At 36.8% G+C, this 18898-nt stretch carries 21 protein-coding genes, 1 tRNA gene and 1 riboswitch; of the genes, 6 read left to right on the top strand and 16 right to left on the bottom strand.

Annotated features, from left to right (window positions below):
• Positions 1-120: 120 nt before the first annotated feature.
• From LGQ02_RS07470 to gcvT, 4 genes are all read right to left on the bottom strand, one after another.
• On the bottom strand, positions 121-378 hold the full coding sequence (locus tag LGQ02_RS07470) for an alpha/beta-type small acid-soluble spore protein (RefSeq protein ID WP_226517568.1): 258 nt from the start codon (positions 376-378) through the stop codon (positions 121-123).
• Positions 379-823: 445 nt separating this feature from the next.
• The gene (gene gcvPB, locus LGQ02_RS07465) at positions 824-2293 is read right to left on the bottom strand and encodes an aminomethyl-transferring glycine dehydrogenase subunit GcvPB (protein ID WP_226517567.1); all 1470 of its coding nucleotides are present in this window, start codon (positions 2291-2293) and stop codon (positions 824-826) included.
• Positions 2290-3633, bottom strand: a complete 1344-nt coding sequence (gene gcvPA, locus LGQ02_RS07460) for an aminomethyl-transferring glycine dehydrogenase subunit GcvPA (RefSeq protein WP_226517566.1) — start codon at positions 3631-3633, stop codon at positions 2290-2292. Before gcvPA ends, gcvPB begins: the two co-directional genes overlap by 4 nt.
• A 23-nt stretch (positions 3634-3656) precedes the next feature.
• Entirely contained in the window at positions 3657-4754 is a 1098-nt protein-coding gene (gene gcvT, locus LGQ02_RS07455) for a glycine cleavage system aminomethyltransferase GcvT (RefSeq protein ID WP_226518248.1), read from the bottom strand.
• A 276-nt stretch (positions 4755-5030) separates the two neighbouring features.
• Positions 5031-5138, bottom strand: a riboswitch (glycine riboswitch).
• A gap of 583 nt (positions 5139-5721) precedes the next feature.
• Between gcvT and LGQ02_RS07450 the strand changes: the two genes are divergently transcribed.
• Together LGQ02_RS07450 and LGQ02_RS07445 are read left to right on the top strand one after the other, a co-directional pair.
• Entirely contained in the window at positions 5722-7392 is a 1671-nt protein-coding gene (locus LGQ02_RS07450) for a DEAD/DEAH box helicase (RefSeq protein ID WP_226517565.1), read from the top strand.
• Positions 7370-8164, top strand: coding sequence for a YqhG family protein (locus LGQ02_RS07445; protein ID WP_226517564.1), 795 nt, complete (start codon positions 7370-7372; stop codon positions 8162-8164). Before LGQ02_RS07450 ends, LGQ02_RS07445 begins: the two co-directional genes overlap by 23 nt.
• Before the next feature lie 275 nt (positions 8165-8439).
• Here LGQ02_RS07445 and LGQ02_RS07440 read toward each other — a convergent pair whose 3' ends face one another.
• Genes LGQ02_RS07440 through comGA form a run of 9 tightly spaced genes read right to left on the bottom strand, consistent with a single transcriptional unit; the run spans position 8440 to position 13239 of the window.
• The gene (locus tag LGQ02_RS07440) at positions 8440-8625 is read right to left on the bottom strand and encodes a YqzE family protein (RefSeq protein WP_226517563.1); all 186 of its coding nucleotides are present in this window, start codon (positions 8623-8625) and stop codon (positions 8440-8442) included.
• A 59-nt stretch (positions 8626-8684) separates the two neighbouring features.
• Complete coding sequence (locus LGQ02_RS07435; protein ID WP_226517562.1) at positions 8685-9182, bottom strand: shikimate kinase; 498 nt, start codon at positions 9180-9182, stop codon at positions 8685-8687.
• Positions 9179-9559, bottom strand: a complete 381-nt coding sequence (comGG, locus tag LGQ02_RS07430) for a competence type IV pilus minor pilin ComGG (protein ID WP_226517561.1) — start codon at positions 9557-9559, stop codon at positions 9179-9181. Before comGG ends, LGQ02_RS07435 begins: the two co-directional genes overlap by 4 nt.
• A gap of 4 nt (positions 9560-9563) precedes the next feature.
• Positions 9564-10064 (bottom strand): competence type IV pilus minor pilin ComGF, encoded by a 501-nt coding sequence (gene comGF / locus LGQ02_RS07425; protein ID WP_226517560.1) that lies wholly within the window; start codon positions 10062-10064, stop codon positions 9564-9566.
• Positions 10030-10353 (bottom strand): prepilin-type N-terminal cleavage/methylation domain-containing protein, encoded by a 324-nt coding sequence (locus tag LGQ02_RS07420; RefSeq protein ID WP_226517559.1) that lies wholly within the window; start codon positions 10351-10353, stop codon positions 10030-10032. Before LGQ02_RS07420 ends, comGF begins: the two co-directional genes overlap by 35 nt.
• Positions 10340-10741 carry a hypothetical protein gene (locus tag LGQ02_RS07415; protein ID WP_404802411.1) on the bottom strand — a complete coding sequence of 134 codons (402 nt, stop codon included), beginning with the start codon at positions 10739-10741 and terminating at the stop codon, positions 10340-10342. The genes LGQ02_RS07420 and LGQ02_RS07415 overlap by 14 nt, the downstream gene beginning before the upstream one ends.
• Before the next feature lie 44 nt (positions 10742-10785).
• Positions 10786-11130 carry a competence type IV pilus major pilin ComGC gene (gene comGC / locus LGQ02_RS07405; protein ID WP_226517558.1) on the bottom strand — a complete coding sequence of 115 codons (345 nt, stop codon included), beginning with the start codon at positions 11128-11130 and terminating at the stop codon, positions 10786-10788.
• 25 nt (positions 11131-11155) lie between these two features.
• Positions 11156-12178 (bottom strand): competence type IV pilus assembly protein ComGB, encoded by a 1023-nt coding sequence (comGB, locus tag LGQ02_RS07400; RefSeq protein WP_226517557.1) that lies wholly within the window; start codon positions 12176-12178, stop codon positions 11156-11158.
• Entirely contained in the window at positions 12175-13239 is a 1065-nt protein-coding gene (comGA, locus tag LGQ02_RS07395; protein ID WP_319003516.1) for a competence type IV pilus ATPase ComGA, read from the bottom strand. The genes comGB and comGA overlap by 4 nt, the downstream gene beginning before the upstream one ends.
• A 131-nt stretch (positions 13240-13370) precedes the next feature.
• Between comGA and LGQ02_RS07390 the strand changes: the two genes are divergently transcribed.
• Positions 13371-13445 (top strand) — tRNA-Gln (locus LGQ02_RS07390).
• A gap of 87 nt (positions 13446-13532) precedes the next feature.
• On the opposite strand, the gene LGQ02_RS07385 is transcribed toward LGQ02_RS07390, so the two are convergent.
• Positions 13533-13976 (bottom strand): YtxH domain-containing protein, encoded by a 444-nt coding sequence (locus tag LGQ02_RS07385; protein WP_226517555.1) that lies wholly within the window; start codon positions 13974-13976, stop codon positions 13533-13535.
• Between the two features lie 633 nt (positions 13977-14609).
• Between LGQ02_RS07385 and LGQ02_RS07380 the strand changes: the two genes are divergently transcribed.
• Positions 14610-15314: a helix-turn-helix transcriptional regulator gene (locus LGQ02_RS07380; RefSeq protein WP_226517554.1), complete on the top strand. Its 705-nt coding sequence runs from the start codon at positions 14610-14612 to the stop codon at positions 15312-15314.
• A gap of 547 nt (positions 15315-15861) precedes the next feature.
• Entirely contained in the window at positions 15862-16104 is a 243-nt protein-coding gene (locus LGQ02_RS07375; RefSeq protein WP_226517553.1) for a DUF2626 domain-containing protein, read from the top strand.
• Between the two features lie 76 nt (positions 16105-16180).
• Here the strand turns inward: LGQ02_RS07375 and LGQ02_RS07370 are convergent, their stop codons facing one another.
• Positions 16181-17317 (bottom strand): SAM-dependent methyltransferase, encoded by a 1137-nt coding sequence (locus LGQ02_RS07370; RefSeq protein ID WP_226517552.1) that lies wholly within the window; start codon positions 17315-17317, stop codon positions 16181-16183.
• A gap of 366 nt (positions 17318-17683) precedes the next feature.
• On the bottom strand, positions 17684-18325 hold the full coding sequence (locus LGQ02_RS07365) for an MBL fold metallo-hydrolase (RefSeq protein WP_226517551.1): 642 nt from the start codon (positions 18323-18325) through the stop codon (positions 17684-17686).
• 314 nt (positions 18326-18639) lie between these two features.
• Here LGQ02_RS07365 and LGQ02_RS07360 point away from each other — a divergent pair, with 314 nt between their 5' ends.
• The gene (locus tag LGQ02_RS07360; protein ID WP_226517550.1) at positions 18640-18825 is read left to right on the top strand and encodes a DUF2759 domain-containing protein; all 186 of its coding nucleotides are present in this window, start codon (positions 18640-18642) and stop codon (positions 18823-18825) included.
• Positions 18826-18898 lie beyond the last annotated feature (73 nt).

Here is an 18898-nt window from a genome sequence, read left to right as displayed (position 1 = left end):
TTGTATCGAGAAAAGAATAGAGCAGTAAAACCCCCCTTTTTCAAAACCGAATTTTTGAAAATAGGGGGCTCATCATACCGAGAGGTAATGCCAGTCAGTATTTATGCTAATATTAAACGTTTATTTTTTCTGCTGAATTAATTGTTGTTCTGCCATCTTCACAAGCTCACGCACCATATTTCCGCCAAGACTTCCCCCAACTTTCCCTGCATCCTTTGCTTTCATATTCCCGTTATACCCCTTATTTAATTTAATACCTTGCTCTTGTGCTACCTCATACTTTGCATTATTTGGATGGTTTGCGTTCATCACTTTTGCTTTTAATTGATCTAACCCTTCACGTGCTTCAGGAACAAGAATCTTATTTCTTCTTGCCATTATGCATCATTCTCCTTATTAAGATGCTTTACCTCATGTTACTGCTTTTATCTTTATTCCAGCATGACTTTACGCTTAACATAAGATTACTTTTCTCTCTCCATGATTAATTTTTACAATGAACATGAATAATAAACTTTATAAAAATTAACATCCGGTTTAAAGGGAAATTGGATATTGATTGGAACACCATCTTTAAGGCTTTTTTATACGGTTCATTATTTTTCAACTTGGTTCATTAGATTAATTACCTTTTTCTCACTTTTTCCTTACTATGAATTTGAAGAGTAAAAGGCGGCGACTCCAGTAGGACTTTAGTCCTGTTTAGCTGAGGCATTGCCTGCGGAAAGCGTCCGCCTGTAACGATGAAAAATCAACAACAAACTTTAACATAGCCAAAACAAAGCACCTCAAGCCCTGCAAGACTTGAGATGCCATAAAATATTTATGAAGTTGCTTCTTTTGTATAGCGTAAAATTGGTTTTCTTGCTGCCGTCGTTTCATCAAGACGCCCAATTACTGTGTGGTGTGGTGCCTCTTGAACGATTTCTGGATTCTCTTCTGCTTCTTTGGCAATTTGGATCATTGCATCACAGAATTCATCCAATGTTTCTTTAGACTCGGTTTCAGTTGGTTCGATCATTAGACACTCTTCAACGTTTAATGGGAAGTAAATTGTTGGTGGGTGATACCCAAAGTCCAATAAACGTTTGGCGATGTCTAATGTACGTACACCTTGCTTCTTCTGACGCTTACCTGACAATACAAACTCATGTTTACAATGTTGTGAATACGGCGCGTCAAAATACGGCTCTAAACGTCGCATCATATAGTTCGCATTTAATACAGCGAACTCAGATACGTTACGTAGTCCAACTGGTCCCATCGTTCGGATATACGTGTATGCTCTTACATTAATTCCGAAGTTTCCATAGTAAGGCTTCACACGACCAATCGATTCAGGTACATCATATTCAAAACGATAAGCATCTTCATCTTTCACAATCAACGGTTTTGGTAAATAAGGAACTAAATCACTCTTAACACCGACTGGCCCCGAACCTGGTCCACCACCGCCATGAGGCGTTGTAAATGTCTTATGAAGGTTTAAGTGTACAACGTCAAATCCCATATCCCCTGGACGAGAAATACCTAAAATCGCGTTTGAGTTCGCTCCGTCGTAGTAAAGCTTACCACCAGCATCATGAACGATCTCTGCCATCTCAAGAATTTCTTCTTCAAATAATCCAAGTGTATTTGGGTTTGTTAACATCAGTGCAGCTGTATCTTCACCAACAACTTCTTTTAAGTGATCAAGATCTACAAGTCCACGCTCATTTGATCGTACTGTAACAGCCTCAAATCCTGCTACTGTAGCAGATGCTGGGTTCGTTCCATGAGCAGAGTCTGGGACAATTACTTTCGTACGTTGATAATCGCCGTTCGCTTCATGGTATGCACGAATTAACATTAATCCAGTCCACTCGCCATGAGCACCTGCAGCTGGTTGTAACGTTACTCTGTCCATTCCTGTAATTTCTTCTAAAGAAGATTGAAGTTTATACATTAACTCTAATGCACCTTGGATCGTTTCTTCATCTTGATAAGGATGAATATGAGCAAATCCTGGTAGACGTGCCATATCTTCATTTATTTTTGGATTGTACTTCATTGTACAAGACCCTAGTGGATAAAACCCGGAGTCTACTCCGTGGTTACGTTTTGATAACGCAGTGTAATGACGAACAATTTGAAGCTCTGACACCTCTGGAAGTTCAGGTGCCTCATCACGTTGAAACTGCTCTGGTAACAAGTCATTGACATCTATTTCTGGAATATCTAATTCTGGCAAACTATGTCCAACACGATCTTCTTTACTTAGTTCAAAAATTAATGGCTGGTCTTTATGGCTCATTCTACTCCCCCCAATACTGAAGCAAAGTGATCAATCTCTTCTTTAGTACGTAGTTCTGTTACCGCAATAAGCATCATATTTTCTTTGTCATCATACGTTCTAGATAAGTCGTATCCACCTAAAATATCGTGTTTGACAAGTTCTTTATTCACATCTTTCACAGCTTTAGGAAGCTTTACAACAAACTCGTTGAAAAACGCCTGATCATAAACGATTTCAACCCCGTGTTTCTTCAACTGCTCTTTCGCATAATGTGCTTTTTGCAAGTTTTGCATTGCCATGTCTTTAACGCCACGTTTACCTAATGCCGTCATAGTCATTGCTGCACCTAATGCATTTAATGCTTGGTTTGAACAAATGTTACTTGTTGCTTTATCACGGCGAATATGTTGTTCACGTGCTTGCAATGTTAATACGAATCCACGTGTTCCTTCATCATCTGTCGTTTGACCGACAAGACGCCCTGGAACTTTTCGCATTAATTTTTTTGTTACAGCAAAGTAACCACAGTGCGGTCCACCAAGCTGAGTTGGAATACCGAACGGTTGAGCATCACCGATGACAACATCTGCACCGAATTCTCCAGGTGGTTGTAATACGCCAAGGCTTAATGGGTTAGAAGATACAATAAACAACCCTTTTCCTTGATGCGCGACTTCTTCTATTGCTTTTAAGTCTTCAATATTTCCTAAGAAGTTCGGATATTGGACGATAACACTTGCAATATCATCGTTGTACTGAGATTTTAAATGCTCGATATCAGTTACGCCATCTTTTTCGTCAATTTCTACAACCGTTAAGTTTTGTCCGTTAGCATTTGACTTTAATACTTCACGTGCTTCAGGATGAACAGTTTTTGAAACGAGAATCGTCTTTTTACGCGTATGCCCTGCACTCATCATTGCCGCTTCAGCTAAAGCAGTTGGACCATCATACATTGATGAGTTTGCGATCTCCATTCCTGTAAGTTCACAAATCATTGATTGGAACTCAAAAACCGCTTGTAGTTCACCTTGTGAAATCTCTGGTTGGTACGGTGTATACGCAGTATAAAACTCTGAACGAAGTAGCATATGGTTTACAAAGGAAGGAATGTAGTGCTCATATACCCCTGCACCTAAAAATGATGTATACTCTTTAATATTTTTATTGTTATTAGCAAGACGAGTCATTTCTTTTACAAGCTTTGGCTCATCTAATGCTTCTTCAATCTTTAATTCCCCATCATAACGTGTTTCTTTTGGAATATCAGAAAACAATTCTTCAATATCGTTAATTCCGATCGTTTCCATCATTTGTTTTTGATCGTTTTCTGTCATTGGTAAATAACGAAATTTCAATGCTTTCCTCTCCTTTCACCTAATTAGGATCGTTTATAAAATGGTGTAGAAACTACTTTCGCTTTTAAGCGACGCTTTCGAACTTGTACTTCAACTTCTGTATCTAATGCTTTATATTTTGAATCAATAATTGCTAAACCGACATTCTTCTTTAACGTAGGGGATTGCGTTCCTGTTGTAACAAAACCAATCTTTTCCCCGTCTTTATATACTTCATAGTCCGTTCGCGGAATCCCTTTATCAATCATTTCAAGACCTACTAGCTTACGAGCTGGACCATTTTCTTTTTGTTCCTTTAATACTTCCTTACCGATACAGTCAGCTTCTTTATCAGGCTTTACAGCAAAACCAATTCCCGCTTCAATCGGAGTGATATCTTTTGTCAATTCTTGACCGTATAATGCAAGTCGTGCTTCAAATCTTAATGTGTCACGTGCACCAAGACCACAAGGAACAATTCCTTCGTTTTCCCCTGCTTCAAGTAGTGCCTTCCATAAATGCACAGCATCTTCAGGACGGCAATAAATTTCAAACCCGTCTTCTCCTGTATAACCAGTACGTGAGATTAATACATCTTTATCAGCTAACGAGACCCCTTCACGGAATTTAAAGAATGTAATTTCAGATAAGTCTTGGCTCGTTAATTTTTGCGTAACCTCTTCTGCTTTAGGACCTTGAACCGCTATTTGCGCATATTCGTCTGAGACATTAATAATCTCAACATCCTCTGTTTGATGCTCTTTTAACCAGTTATAATCTTTTTCAATATTTGCTGCATTAACAACTAATAAGTAATCTTCATCATTACGCTTATAGAAAACGAGGTCATCAACCGTACCGCCGTCTTCATAACACATCGCTGTATATTGACAAGCACTCTGCTTTACTTTGGAAACATCGTTTGTCATGACTTTTTGTAGAAAAGCGATGGCTCCTTTTCCTTTCACTTCAATCTCACCCATATGGGATACATCGAATAAACCTGCCTTCGTTCTTACTGCTTCGTGTTCTTCTTTAATTCCTGAAAATTGAACAGGGAGATCCCATCCACCGAAATCAATCGTCTTTCCATTATAGTCCTTATAAATTTCAAACAATGGTGTTTTTTGCGTTGACAATATTCCCACCTCCAAGATGTATTAAGAGAGTACAAGATCGCTGATTGCTTGTTTCGCTGTCAGCTTTTGCTGTGTAACCGCTTACACACCGAATAAGTATATCATTAGTAACTAACTAACAAACCAAAAAGTTTTTTCATGAAAATTACTCCATAGAAAAAGACAGAGACATACCAAATAATAGTGGTAAGTCTCTGTCTTGATTACCTGAGAGTTTTCCTTCATAAGAAAGAAGGTTGCCCCTTGGGTGTCTCATGGTATGAGCTCTTTCCAGAGTTGCGTCAAACAAGAGTCATTTTTGCCTGAGAGATTCACGCATTTACGCTTGCTCCTTCGGCGGCATCACCGTTTCTTTACAACAACAATGCTCTCTCCCCTTGCTCTCATTCGCTATATGTAATTAGAAGCGTTCTAAAAAATTTTCATGTTTTTGCCTTATTAGGTTCATACTAAATTTTAGTTACTAACACGGTTACTTACATCCTACCATTACTTTAATTTTCAAAGCAATATAGAACTTTTCTTTTTTTTCGAAGATTTTATTTTTATACGTAAAAATTTGTTTTTTGAAACGTTTTATTTGGCTCTTTTGCATAAATTGTTGTTTCTCAAATCCGTTATAGGCGGACGCTTTCTGCGGGCACGGCTTCAGCTAACTTTGAAAAGAAATTGCATCTTCTTCCCAAAGTGGATCTTCAGCTCGTGCTGTTCCCGCAAGAGTCGCCGCCTTTCACTTATTTGAGTTTATATATTACCCTTTCAATTCAAAAGCAACACTCTTCACCTGCGACGATTAACCGCAGCCGTGTCCGCGGCAAAGAAGACACCATGAAAGCGAACAAAGTGAAGCTTGAATGGATGTCGCACTTGTGCCCTAGGGTGAAAGCGAGCACATAAGCTGTCAAACATAAGCACTTATTTTCAAGGTAGCCAATGAAAAAAGAACCGATAATTGCTAGGAGAGATACTTGTGGAACCGAGAATTGAATTTAATGAAGCATGGGTTGAATCATTTCAAGATTGTTTAGAAAACCATCGTGATTTCAGCAGTTGGTCAAAATATTTAATGGCTGTTGAAGCAAGAAAACATCAAATGATCGATGATTTTAATGGGTTAATTTCTCCCAATCATTTACCACATTTAAATATTTTTCCGCACCAATACGAAACAGCCCAACGGGTCATTGAAGAAATGAACGGAAAAGCGATCTTAGCAGATGAAGTTGGTCTAGGTAAAACGATAGAAGCTGGGTTAATTTTGAAAGAATACATGATTCGTCGCTTAGCAAAAAAAGTATTAATTCTTGCACCGGCCTCTCTTGTTACCCAATGGTGTAAGGAGTTAAATGAAAAGTTTTATATCCCTGCAGTTGAACAAAGGAAGAATCCTGCTTGGGAACATGTCGATGTCATGGTCACATCACTTGACACGGCAAAAAGAGAACCTCATGCCTCAATCTTAAAGGAAATTGATTTTGACTTTCTCATTATTGACGAAGCACATAAATTAAAAAATAAAGAAACGAAAAACTATAAGTTTGTACGTGAATTAAAAAAGAAGTTTTGCCTTTTACTTACGGCAACTCCGATCCAAAATCGTTTGAGTGAAGTGTTTCACCTTATCTCTATTTTAAAGCCAGGTCATCTCGGAGATGAAACCTCGTTTATTGAACAATATCAAGATGGAGAAAATCAAGAACAGCTTAATCAACTTATACAAAAGGTAATGATTCGAAACAGACGTTCAGATTCAGACATGCCTTGGCCAAAACGTCGTGTTCAAACTGTCCAAGTTGACTTTTCTAATGAAGAAAAACAATTATATGAAGCAATTAGTGAATGGAAACATCGATGGAAAAATGACGAATCCTTAATGGGCCTAGGTTTTACAACATTAACGTTACAGCGTGAAGCATGCTCAAGCCGTGAAGCCGTTTATATGACATTAAATAACCTAATGAAGCAATACGGTGAAAATGAGTATGTAAAAGAAGAAGTTGAACAATTACTACAGTTCATAAATAACGTACAAGTGAATTCAAAAGCTGAAAAAGCTTTGGAATTAATTCAAGACTGTAATGATAAGGTAATCATTTTCACTGAATACCGTGCAACACAACTATATTTACAATGGTTCCTCGCTCAACATGGGGTTAAATCCGTCCCATTTCGCGGCGGATTCAAACGAAGTAAGAAGGATTGGATGAAGCAATTATTCCGTGACCATGCGCAAGTTCTCATTGCAACAGAGGCAGGTGGTGAAGGGATCAACCTTCAATTTTGCCACCATATGATTAATTACGACCTACCATGGAATCCAATGCGAATAGAACAAAGAATTGGTCGAATCCATCGCTTAGGGCAAGAACACGATGTTCAAATCTATAATTTTGCTGTAAAAAACACTGTTGAAGATCATATTTTACAATTACTCTACAAGAAGATCGGCCTCTTTGAAGGTGTTATTGGTGAACTAGATGAAATATTAGAGAAGTTTTCTGATGAACCAGTTGAAGATCACGTAAAAAATATTCTTCTTGAATCTGAGACGCAAGGAGAAATGAAGATTAAAATGGATAATTTAACATCTATATTACATGCTAAGGGGGGAGGTTCTCATGAATACAGAGCAAATTCATAGTTATGTTAAACAGTTCTTTGTTGAAAACGAAAGTGAAATTCTTGAAGAATCTCCGAGTTACTTACACATACAATTATCGATCGACATGGATAAAGCATTAATGAACCGCCCATTTTATTGGCATTATTTAGAGAAAATGGGCGGGGTTCCAAACCCAATGAAACTCACTTTAATTACTGACCAAAACAATGCACCTGAAGGGTTAAAAGGGGAAGCCCTTCATTTTGGTGCACCTAGACTTCATCAAATATTTGAAACAGCCATTGAACAAGGCAGTCATGCCTTATTATATGAATCCATTCAAGTAAACAAGCCCTCCATTGGGTTAAATCCATGGCTTGTTTTGAATGTGATTGTTTCCTATTGCTGTGACCGTACGAAAGAGCAACTATTTTCAATTGGGCTAAACCTAATTACAGGGGAGATGATTAGTGATTTCCATTCTTTAATGAAAAATAAGGACTTCCAAGAAGCTATTCCTGATTATTGTTATACGATTAACCCAATCATTAAGCCAAAGTCTGGAATCGAGCGAATCAAAAAACAAATCCTGCTTACGTTAGAAAAGGAAAATCACGCTTGGGCATATGAAGCTGCCCAACGTTGGCAAGAGGATGAACGTTTACTTGAAGCATTTTACGAAGAATATGATGAGAAACCTTCAACATATGAAATGGAAAAAGAAGCACTTAAACAACAATACGAACCACTAGTAAAAATTAATATCATTAATGGTGGACTATTTTATTTTGCTAACCATCCTTTAACTTAGGCTCTTTCCGCATAGATTGTTGTTTTCGAGAAATCTTTCAGGCTTGGTTTACGTTACAGACGGGCGCTTTCCGCGGGCAACGCTTCAGCCTCCTCGTTCCTGCGGGGTCTTCAGCCGTTGCTTTTCCCGCTGGAGTCGCCGCCTTTCACTCAACCAATCTTTTTAAAAATAGCAACAAAGTTTACGAAATGAGCCTTAACTTTAAAAATCAAAATCATCAAACAAAAAAAGGCTGTTTCATATGATTTGTACATGTGAAACAGCCTTATAAAAGATTATTTTTTCCGTAATTTTTTTGCCGTAACAGATAGAGACATCGGAATTAACCCAAACCAGCGGTAAGACCTTGGCTCTTTCAATTCTTTCTTCTGCTGTTTTTTAGCAAGCCTCTCTTCTTTCGGCTGATCAACATATGAGACAAACTGTTGAGTCATAAATTTCACATAATCATTTGTTTTCATTCCTACCACACTCACTTTTTTTTACCATTCATATATAAGTATTTCATCAATAAAGAAAATTATACACGCAACATTTTCATAATTTTTCGACAAACATCAGTAGGTGTACTTTCAAATGTATAAACATGTAGATCAGCCTTCTCATACATAGGCTCCCTTTTTTCATACCTTTTTAACAATTTATGTTGTCCACCTTTTGTAAGTGGCCGAGTTTCATCGCCACTAATTCGCTCAAGTAACTCATTAAATGGAGATTTCAAGTAAATAAGCGTCCCGTTATTTTTCATAAACTCAATGTTGGCATCATTTTCTACAACCCCTCCACCAGTTGCAATAACCCCTCCAAGATTATCGAGTGCATGGAGACTGGCTGATTCTAATTTCCGAAAAGTACTTTCACCATCTTCATGGAAAATATCAGTAATTCTTTTATTATTTTTTGCTTCTATCCATTCGTCTAAATCAACAAAAGGCATTTGAAGATCCTTTGCTAGATGTTTGCCTATGGTTGTTTTGCCTGCCCCCATAAAGCCAATTAAATAAATGTTATATTTCATCGCGGCCTCTCACTCCAATTTAAAATTTCTCCTAAGGTCATATGATAATCTACGTCAAGGACACGTGTTGTGCCATTTTGTGATTGAGCATTTATTGTTATTTTAGCGACCTCTTCTTTTAGCTCGACTGTATAGCTGGCTTGTCCTCGACGGAACTGAATTGTGCCATCGTCTCCATTCATCACTTCATCTACATTATTAACTACATGAGTCAATGTTGTTAGTAATAAATTATCTACTTTATTTCTTTCCTTTTCAAGATATATAAAGGATTTTTCTGTCTCATAAATGATTAGAAGGTGAATGAGTAGCGCAGAGCTAAGACTAAGTAAGCTTAATGACAGCAGAAGAATAAATCCTTTTTCATTGTTCATCATTTCATTACTCCTGTACGTGTTTACGAATAAATGATTTTGGATGAATAATATAAGCTTCAAAAGAGTTACCATTGACACTTACAATAGTGAGAAATATCCCTATTTCCTTTTCTTGTACGAAGAAACTTGAAATGCGGTGTAAGAATACATCATGCCCTGAATCATTGACTCTTCTTCGCAAAACGTTGCCATACTGTTCAAATTTAACGATATCGGTGTGTCCTAATGAATTTTCATGATGAAAGTATAGTTCATTATGCGATTCATTTACTCCATATGAACGACTTTTCTGAAACTCTGCTTTAAGTTGTTTTACAAAGAGCTGAAATTCTTGATCACTTAAAGCATTTTCGTTTTCATCATGTAAAAAGACCGAGAAAAACAAAGGGATCACATTAATCATAATGAGGAAAATTGAGAGGACAACGAGTGTTTCGATTAACGTTATTCCATCTTGTGTTGACGTCCTTTTAAAAATATGAACACCTTTCATATAACCGTCCACTTCTCCCCTCCCACTGTAAACATAATTCTGAATGAGTGAGTTTCTGACCATAAATAACGGTATACGTCACATTGTTTTTATAAACGACCTTCTCTTCAAGATGACCTGTATTTTTTAAACTTTCAAACGTTAATCTCTGAAGGATATGTTCTGCGGCTTTCTCCTCTTTCAATGTAACTCGTTCGATCTGAACGAAATATATCGCTGGAAAAATAACTGAAATGATTACGCTAATAATAAACATTCCAATCATTACTTCTATCAACATGAATCCATTACAATTTTTCAATGGTAAAGCGCCCCCTAATAAAATGAAACTTCAATTCATAAAAATCACCACGATAGACAAAGTTTAACGTTCCCGTTCTCATTAATGTCCCATCTGTCCGATATTGAATGCCATTAAGAGGTAGGGAGCCTGGATTTACAGTCATACCTTTAGGGAGTGTTCTTGTTTTGATTGTTTCTACGCCCCGACGAACGGAATATTGATTTTGAGTATGAGAAAAAATCACTCGAATTGAACTCCCTTCGGAGATCGCTCTCATTTGTGCCTCATTCAAATCTCTCTCTAATTGCTTAAAGAAATAATGCCCCTCTAACATTTTGTTCATATTAAAGAAGCTGGGGACCGTAATGCTGATGAGAACCGATAGCATTGTAAGGACAATGAGCATTTCAATAAAAGTGAATCCCCGTTGATTCCTACCACACACTATTATCACTCACTCTTCTCATTATCTACTGTTACTTTCCCATCCGTATCAATGGTAAGTTTAGTCCCATCTGGGCAAGTTAACTTCTCCCGATCAACATACTCCTCTAACTCATCAATTGAATCAGGAATTTCTTGATCGTTCTCTATTTGGTAGGCTACAACTTGTGTTTGTAACAATTCGATCGTCGCATCACACCCTGCATCATTTGCTATCCCTTTATTTTTCGTCATGTTTGGAACAGCAATTAACAATAAAATGGAGATAATTACGAGGACGATCATCATCTCAATCAGCGTAAATCCATATTCAGATTTCCATTTTGTCGTTTGGATGAACTGTTTTTTCATTTGATCTTCTCCTTTCAATATTTCGTTACATTGCATCAACCATTTGAAAAACTGGCATCATCATCGATAAAAAGATGACAAGTATTATCGTACCTATCAATGTAAGGATCAGTGGCTGTGCGATCGATATTTTATTTTGCATATCTTCATAATATTTCTCAAACAAAAAGTTCGCATAACGATCTAACTCTTTTCCGAGTTGCCCTTTCTTTTCACCTAACGCTACGATTGTAGGTAGATGATCTTCATAATATCCCCTTTCCTTGAGTACTTCTGGTAAAGGTTCTCCTTCTAGAAGATGAAAATAAATATATTTTGCTTCTTCTTGTAAAAATGGATTGTATGATTCTTTGCTCATAACTTTTAATGACTGCTTTAAAGAAAAGCCATGATTTAACATTGGAGCTAATTGAGCAGTAAAATAATATGTTAAATATGAACGGGTGAACGTTCGAATGTATGGGACCTTTAAGATGAAGTGGAGCTTTTCCTCTAATGATTTTTTATTAAGCCATAAAAGGAAAAGTAACAAGGTAAATAAAGCAATGAGTAAAGTAAGCGGATTTAGAAGCGAAAGGAGAAAAATCATCCCTCGTGTTAGGAAAGGTAACTCGTGATTCATTTGAGCAAAGTATTGTTCAAATTGTGGCAACACACCCTCTGCCATAACTGAGATCATCAATACCATAATGATAAAAAGAAAAAGGGGATAATTTAATGTTTTCTTCACTTGCTTTTGTGTTTCGTACTTTTTGCGAAGTAGCTCCTTCATATTTTTTAAACCTTCGATAATTTCACCGTATTTTTCCATAAAATATAAATAACTAATAATCTCTTTTGAAAAGCCTCCATTTCTTAGTTGCGTAGAAAGTTGCTCTCCTTCAAGTAATCCTTCATACAGCTCTTTAATAAAAACTCTTTTTCTTCCTCTATGAATATTCGTTAAGAGTAATAATGACTCCCCCAAACTAAACCCTTCTTCTAACAAAGAAACGAGATCTTCTAGCCAAAGACTTCTATCGAGGTCGTTCCGAAATACCCGTTTCATTGAAACGTTCCTTTTCCAAGACGGAAATATTCTTTTTCATGAATATATCCTAGTGCTATCCCTTTTAAAATCACTTGTTGTAATGTATGAAATTTCGAAAGTTTTGGGGGATGAGGAAAGGACTGAAGTGCTAATTCTAAATGAGTGCCTACTAACTGTTCGAACACTGCTCCTCTTCTTTTTCTTCGATATTTTCGACAAAGAGGATAACATTCAGATAAACAATAAGGACACGTAATATCTACTAATCGTTGTGCCGCTATTCCCTTTAACGTATCTTTTAAGTCACTTGTTGAAATCCCTAGTTCGTATAGTCTTTTTAAAGCATTAAATGTGTTATCACTATGGAGAGTAGTAATCACAAAGTGACCTGTAAGGGCTGACCTTATCGCAATCTTTGCTGTTTCTGCATCACGGATTTCTCCTAACATAATTACGTCGGGATCGTGACGTAACAAACTTTTTAAGCCATGTGCATACGTAATCCCTGCCCTTTCATTGATTTCCATTTGCAACAGACGCTCATGCCTTTGTTCAATTGGATCTTCTAGTGTAATAATATTTCTGTTCATCATATTTACTACCATATGCAATAAGGAGTATATCGTCGTTGTTTTACCAGAACCAGTAGGGCCACATATGATTAGTAATCCGCTTGGCTGCTGTATAATTTCTGTAAGTTGATTTGCCTGTTTTGGGAAAATTGATAGTTCTTGCAAGGTGTATGTGACACTTTGAGGAAATAATCGAATGACGAGTGTTTCATGAAATGACGAGGGAAATGTAGATAAACGCGCAGAATACCTCCTTCCATCTATAGGTATTTCTAAGGAGCTATTTTGAGCACGTCTCCTTTCACCAACATCCATACCTGAAAGAAACTTCAAGTGACTGATTAATTTCAATGCTAGTGGATTTGGGACCTTTTGGATGTCCATGAGTTGTCCATCGATCCGATAGCGAATAACCGCTTCTCTTTCTAATGGAACGAGATGGATGTCAGAGGCTTGAAACGAAACAGCGGAGGACAAAATTTCTTTTGCTTTTTGTTCAATCTTCATTTTCATGTATCACCTGCTTTTCATAATCTTTCGAGCTCTATATTCGACATGAAATATAAAAATCCTTCTTTTTTTTATAAAAAATGAATATTTTTTTTATAAATGAAGCATCTTAATGACTAGTCACCCAATGGGATGTAGCCAAGTGGCAAGGCAACGGACTTTGACTTCGTGACGCGCAGGTTCGAATCCTGCCATCCCAGCCATTTTAAAGAGGATGATTTATAAGTGCCTAGCACTTATAAATCATCCTCTTTCATTATGTTTTGCACATATTAAATTCCCTTGCTTTTTTACTTACTTTTTAATTCTTCAACATCTTCTTTTAACGTATCACGTGTTTCTTCAATGTCTTGAATGACTTGTTGAGCTAACTTCTTTCCTTCTTCTTTTTCAGTCTCCATGGCATCTTTTACGTCACTTTTAATATCTTGACTTAAGTCAGACGCTTTTTGCGTCATTTCTTCACCTTTATCTGTTATGCGCCCCCACTGATCTTTTGCTAACTTTGACCACTCATCGGATTTTTCCATCGCAATTTGAGAGTATTCTGCCCCTTTTTCTTTTGCAACACTAGTTAATTCAACTGTTTTGTCTTTCGCTGTTGTTGCTTTTTCATTAATATCTTCACGTAACTCTCTTCCAGACTTAGGAGTCATGAGCACCGCTGTTGAAGCCCCAATAATTCCTCCGACGATTGCTCCGATGACAAAATCTTTCGTATCCATTTTACTCATAACGCATTCCTCCTACTATATTTCTATATACAATTCACTATTATTGTCCTAATTCCCTTCTTTTTCTTAACATTAAACCTGTCTTTTGTAATAATTCTTCTTCCGAATTTTATACGTTGAATCAATTTCGTACCTCAAAATAAGATGCAAAATTCCGAATGGTGAGCGTGAACTTCACTTCAGACTGACGCTTTCCCGTGGGCTTGTCTTCAGCTAACTTAGGCTCGACGACTCTTCGCCTAAATGGATCTTCAGCTCGTTGCTCCTGCGGTTACTCGTCGCAGATAAACAGTGTTCCTGCGATTACTCGTCGCAGCTCGAAGCAGTTCGAAGAAGTATTGCTCGTCGCTGATCCTCCCGGAGACGCCGTCTTTTGTTATGTTCACTTTCAAATTAAACGTACATTTAATAAAAAATTTATCATATCATTCGTTTCATTTCGCGAAAAACGTAATTATGAAATTGATTCACGTTATGTACTTTAAGAGTATAATGCTTGCAAAAAATGTCGGATGTGAACATCGTGTGAAATTATTACTTTTAACCCCATTATTAGCTTGAAAATGCGTTTATTTATATAAAGCACTATAATATAATGAAGACAGAATCTTTCTTCCATAGGAGTGAGTCGAAATGGAACAGCAAACACTTAAAATTACGAGTGTATTATCCGATGCAACCCGCTTTTCAATTTATCAATATGTAGCAAGACAACACAGGGATGTAACTGTTCAAGAAATTGCAGACACATTTAAAATTCACGCAAACGTAGCAAGACTTCATTTAACAAAACTCGAAGATGTCAATATGCTTTACTCAGACACTAAAAAAACAGGAAAGGGCGGACGTCCTAGTCGATTTTATCGACTATCAGATGAAGTAGTCAGCCTCCAATTTCCATACCGTGATTATCAACGCCTATCTGAAATCACGATTCAAGCACTAGCTTCTTTAGGAAAAGATGGGGAGCAAGCCCTCACTCAGTGTGGAGAACAGTTTGGTCTCGAAACTTCTAAAGCTTTTGTAGGTACACTAGATAAAAGCCTAAATGAATTTACACCTGAAGAGAAAGTAAAATTCATAGAAAAGATTTCCTTAAACCAAGGCTTAAACCCTGAGATTTACTATAACGAAGATAAAAATGAAGTTGTCTTTCGTGTATTTAATTGCACGTTTAAAGAACTTGCGAAAGAAAACTATGCCGTCTGTAAAATGCATCATGCACAAATTAAAGGAATTTTTAAGTACTTCTTTGGTGATATTACACTTAAACAAGAATCGAATATGCTCCATCCAGATGAAATGACTTGTACGTATACAACTGCAGTTCTATCATAAAGAAAACTCGGTGATTGCGGAGTCCTTATACAAAAAGGAGTACCGTAGTTACCTTATACTTAACAATTGAAAGCTTTTTTACGCTAATTGTATTGTATAAATCATTAATAGCACTCCATAACATATAAGAATACGAGCCATAAAGAAAAAAACTGTAATCGCCACTATACTATTAGCTATAAAAAATAACTTCTGATGTGAAGAACAAAAGCGCAAGCGCCTTGTCTCTTCCTCTACAAGTATCACTTTGTAGCTGTATCCGTCGAGACAACTCATAGCTTATTCGACGAAGTGTTGTGGGCTGTACACGAGCGACACTTTTGCGACGAGAAAAAAGAAGTGACGCAGGAGTCAAGTAGGCGCTGGAGCTAGACGTAACCACTAGCTAAAAATTTATCCACAAGCACATATTTTATAATTTCCTAAGCCATAAGAAAAATAAACTCAATTTTATTTTACAAAGTTCCTATTTCGTTTTATAATAAGGTGAACTGTTTTTCGCACATAATACTTTAAACGTGTAGGTACATAAAAGGAGGGAAGCGTCGTGGATCGCATGTTCCGTGTACTTAGCTTTTGGACTGGAATAATGGCCGTTTTATTTATGGTCGGAGACATGCATGAAATGGCGATCTTGTTCTTCGGACAAACGGGGGCATTTTTAGCGTTAAGCTACTTAAAGCTGTCTGAAAGAACATACATTTACATTTTCGCCGCATATTTAACTTTGTTCTTCGTCGGATTTACATACTATTCGACATTCATTTTGGAACCAGGAATTGGCCACTAAAAATGGCACATGCATGAAGGAAAAAAACCGCTTAGTTAAACTAAGCGGTTTTTTGTTCCTATTATCAAATCAACTCTTATTTCATACTGTATGGATCTTCAGTAAATAACCGATAATCCTCTGTTCGATGTAAATCTTTAGATTGTACATTTACATGGAAGGATGAACTAATACCTCCAGGATGGACAAGCGTTTGGATTGCACGGTTTTGTTTATATTCTTCTGAAAAAGGATTCGCATTCATGGTTTGCATCAAAAAACGGAAAAGACCAGCTTGTTTTAAAAATTGATCTTGTTTATCATGAAATATTGCTTTTAACCCACATTCTTTCGCAATATCGTTAAACGCATCCCATTGAATATGATAAGTGATATCCATTTCTCCACTAAATTTTAAAGGATTACGAATCAATTCATGTTGATAATATCCTCTCAAAGACCCTTCCTTATGTTCTGGTTGAACCCACTCTTCATTGGAGTAACCATAATCAACAGTAACAATAAGACCTTGATCAAACCATTCATTTATTGCAGTTAACCATTCTTTCATTTCTAATGATATTTCTATTCTGTGACCTTCTGGAAGATTTGGACCATACTTGTCGAGCCATGTAGTTAACTGTTCATTTGAACATGCCTCCAACGTTTCTTCTAATAATCCTTCCTCGTTTTCTGAAACCATCACTTCAAACAGTTCATCACTTTTTTTCTCTACAACGTGAACGGGAAAAGCATCAATCAATTCATTAGAGAAAAGAATTCCTTTTCCTATATGGAACGTTTGTTTTGCATTTTCTAAAGATCCAAAAACATACACTTTCTCTCGATGTTCTCTTAATATCTCATCTAACACTTCTCTATGAAAAGAACTAGATTCGATGATCACATACGTCAAGTTTTTATAAAGATTTGCTTGTTCATTGCGAAAATATTCCAGCACACTTAAGGCAAACTTTCCGTCCCCTGCTCCCCATTCATAAATAGTTGGCGTAAGCTCTTCTCTCTCAAATACATCCGCAAAAAATCGTGCAAACGTACGTCCAAAGACATGGTGAACGTGATTACTCGTATAAAAGTCACCACTTTTGCCCAACTTTTCTTTATCACTTGTATAATATCCCATTTCTTCATCGTAGAGTGCTACATTCATATATGTTGCATAACTCCACGGACCTCTACTATATTGACGTAACTTTTCGACAACACTTCCCATAATACAACTCCCCCAAAAATTCATTTAACACTGTTGACATAGTGAAAATGTCGAATTATAATAAACTTGTCAGTAGAACAATGATCTTCGGGAGTTCCCCCTCCCCCCTCAAAGTTCATTGATACTTGATTAACTCCCCAAACGGCCTTCTATGTCCCCATAGAAGGTCATTTTTTTAGGATCCTCTAAAAAAAAAGCCTGTCCATAGTAGTGAACTTAATATTCTTAGACAACTAGTGACGGCACTTTAAATACTTAACAAAACATTAAAAAATAAAAATTATAAACGCTCTCCCCATATAAGTTGAGTTCACAAAATATGAGGAGGGCTTATTTAATGGACTTTGTTGTTCAAGACCTTTCTTTTTACCAACCAAATCCATTAATAAAAGGGTTCGTTTCTTTTTCCGTTCCTATTGTTGTAACGGGTCCGTGACCATTAGCAACAGATGTCTCATCCGGAAGAGATAGCATTTTATGATGAATCGTATCCATAAGGATATTCTCATCACCACCTGGTAAATCCGTTCGTCCAACTCCTCCTCTAAAAATCACATCACCAGAAAAGATCACTCCATCTTCAGGAAAATAATACGAGACACTTCCAGGAGAATGACCAGGTGTTTCATAAACTTGACAGTTGAAATCACCAACTTCTAGTGGACCTTCCTTTGTTATGATCTCATCTGCTTTATTTGCTGAAATAGGTTCAATGCCAGGGAATAACCCCGAACCATTAAGGCTAGCATCTGTGAGCCAATTTTCTTCATTTTTATGTACATAAACAGGAACGTTAAACGCATTCCTTACTTCCTCTACTCCACCAATATGATCAAAGTGCGCATGAGTTAATAAGATCGCCTGCGGTTGCATGTTCTCATTTTCAAGCCATTGTACGAACGAATCACCATCACCACCGGGATCGACAATTAACGCTTTTTTCTGATCGTTATAAATGACATAGCTATTCGTTTGTAATGGACCTAAGGGAACTTGTTTCCATTCCATATATTGATCTCCTCCTTCCCCTTTATTTTACTATGAATATTGGTAAAAAAACAAAGTGTGATCCTTAAACATTTGTTACAATCTCATTATTCAATTTTTAACACATTTCTGCTGAAATATCTTTTTGTTTTCCTCGACAAATACGTGAAAAAGAAGTAAAATATAAAATGTATTTTATTGATATACTAAGTGAGAGCTTTGTAAAAAACGACGTTATTCAACCATTACGTGGTGTATGCTCAAATAATCAACGAATACATAAGTTATTGATGAGCATACATGGAAGGAATACATAAACGAAGGAGGTTGACACAATGGAGTTAGGAATTATTACACTTCTAATCACCATTCTTTCTGCCATTGGTTTAGTTAAAGAACTAAAGCGCAAAAATTTCTTTGCTGTAGGATTTGCTGCTGTTACCATTGCGGTATTTGGATGGTTCTCAGTGATGACACTTTACTCAATTATCTTCACTGGAGGCGGCGGTACAGTTGCTTAGCCTCAAGCATGAATATGCTATAAAAGAGGAACGGACAAACCCGTTCCTCTTTTATGTTGATACATAAAAACTC

This window comes from Bacillus shivajii, assembly GCF_020519665.1.
In the GTDB taxonomy this organism is placed as follows: domain Bacteria; phylum Bacillota; class Bacilli; order Bacillales; family Salisediminibacteriaceae; genus Bacillus_CA; species Bacillus_CA shivajii.
This window is presented reverse-complemented; position numbering and strand designations above follow the sequence as displayed.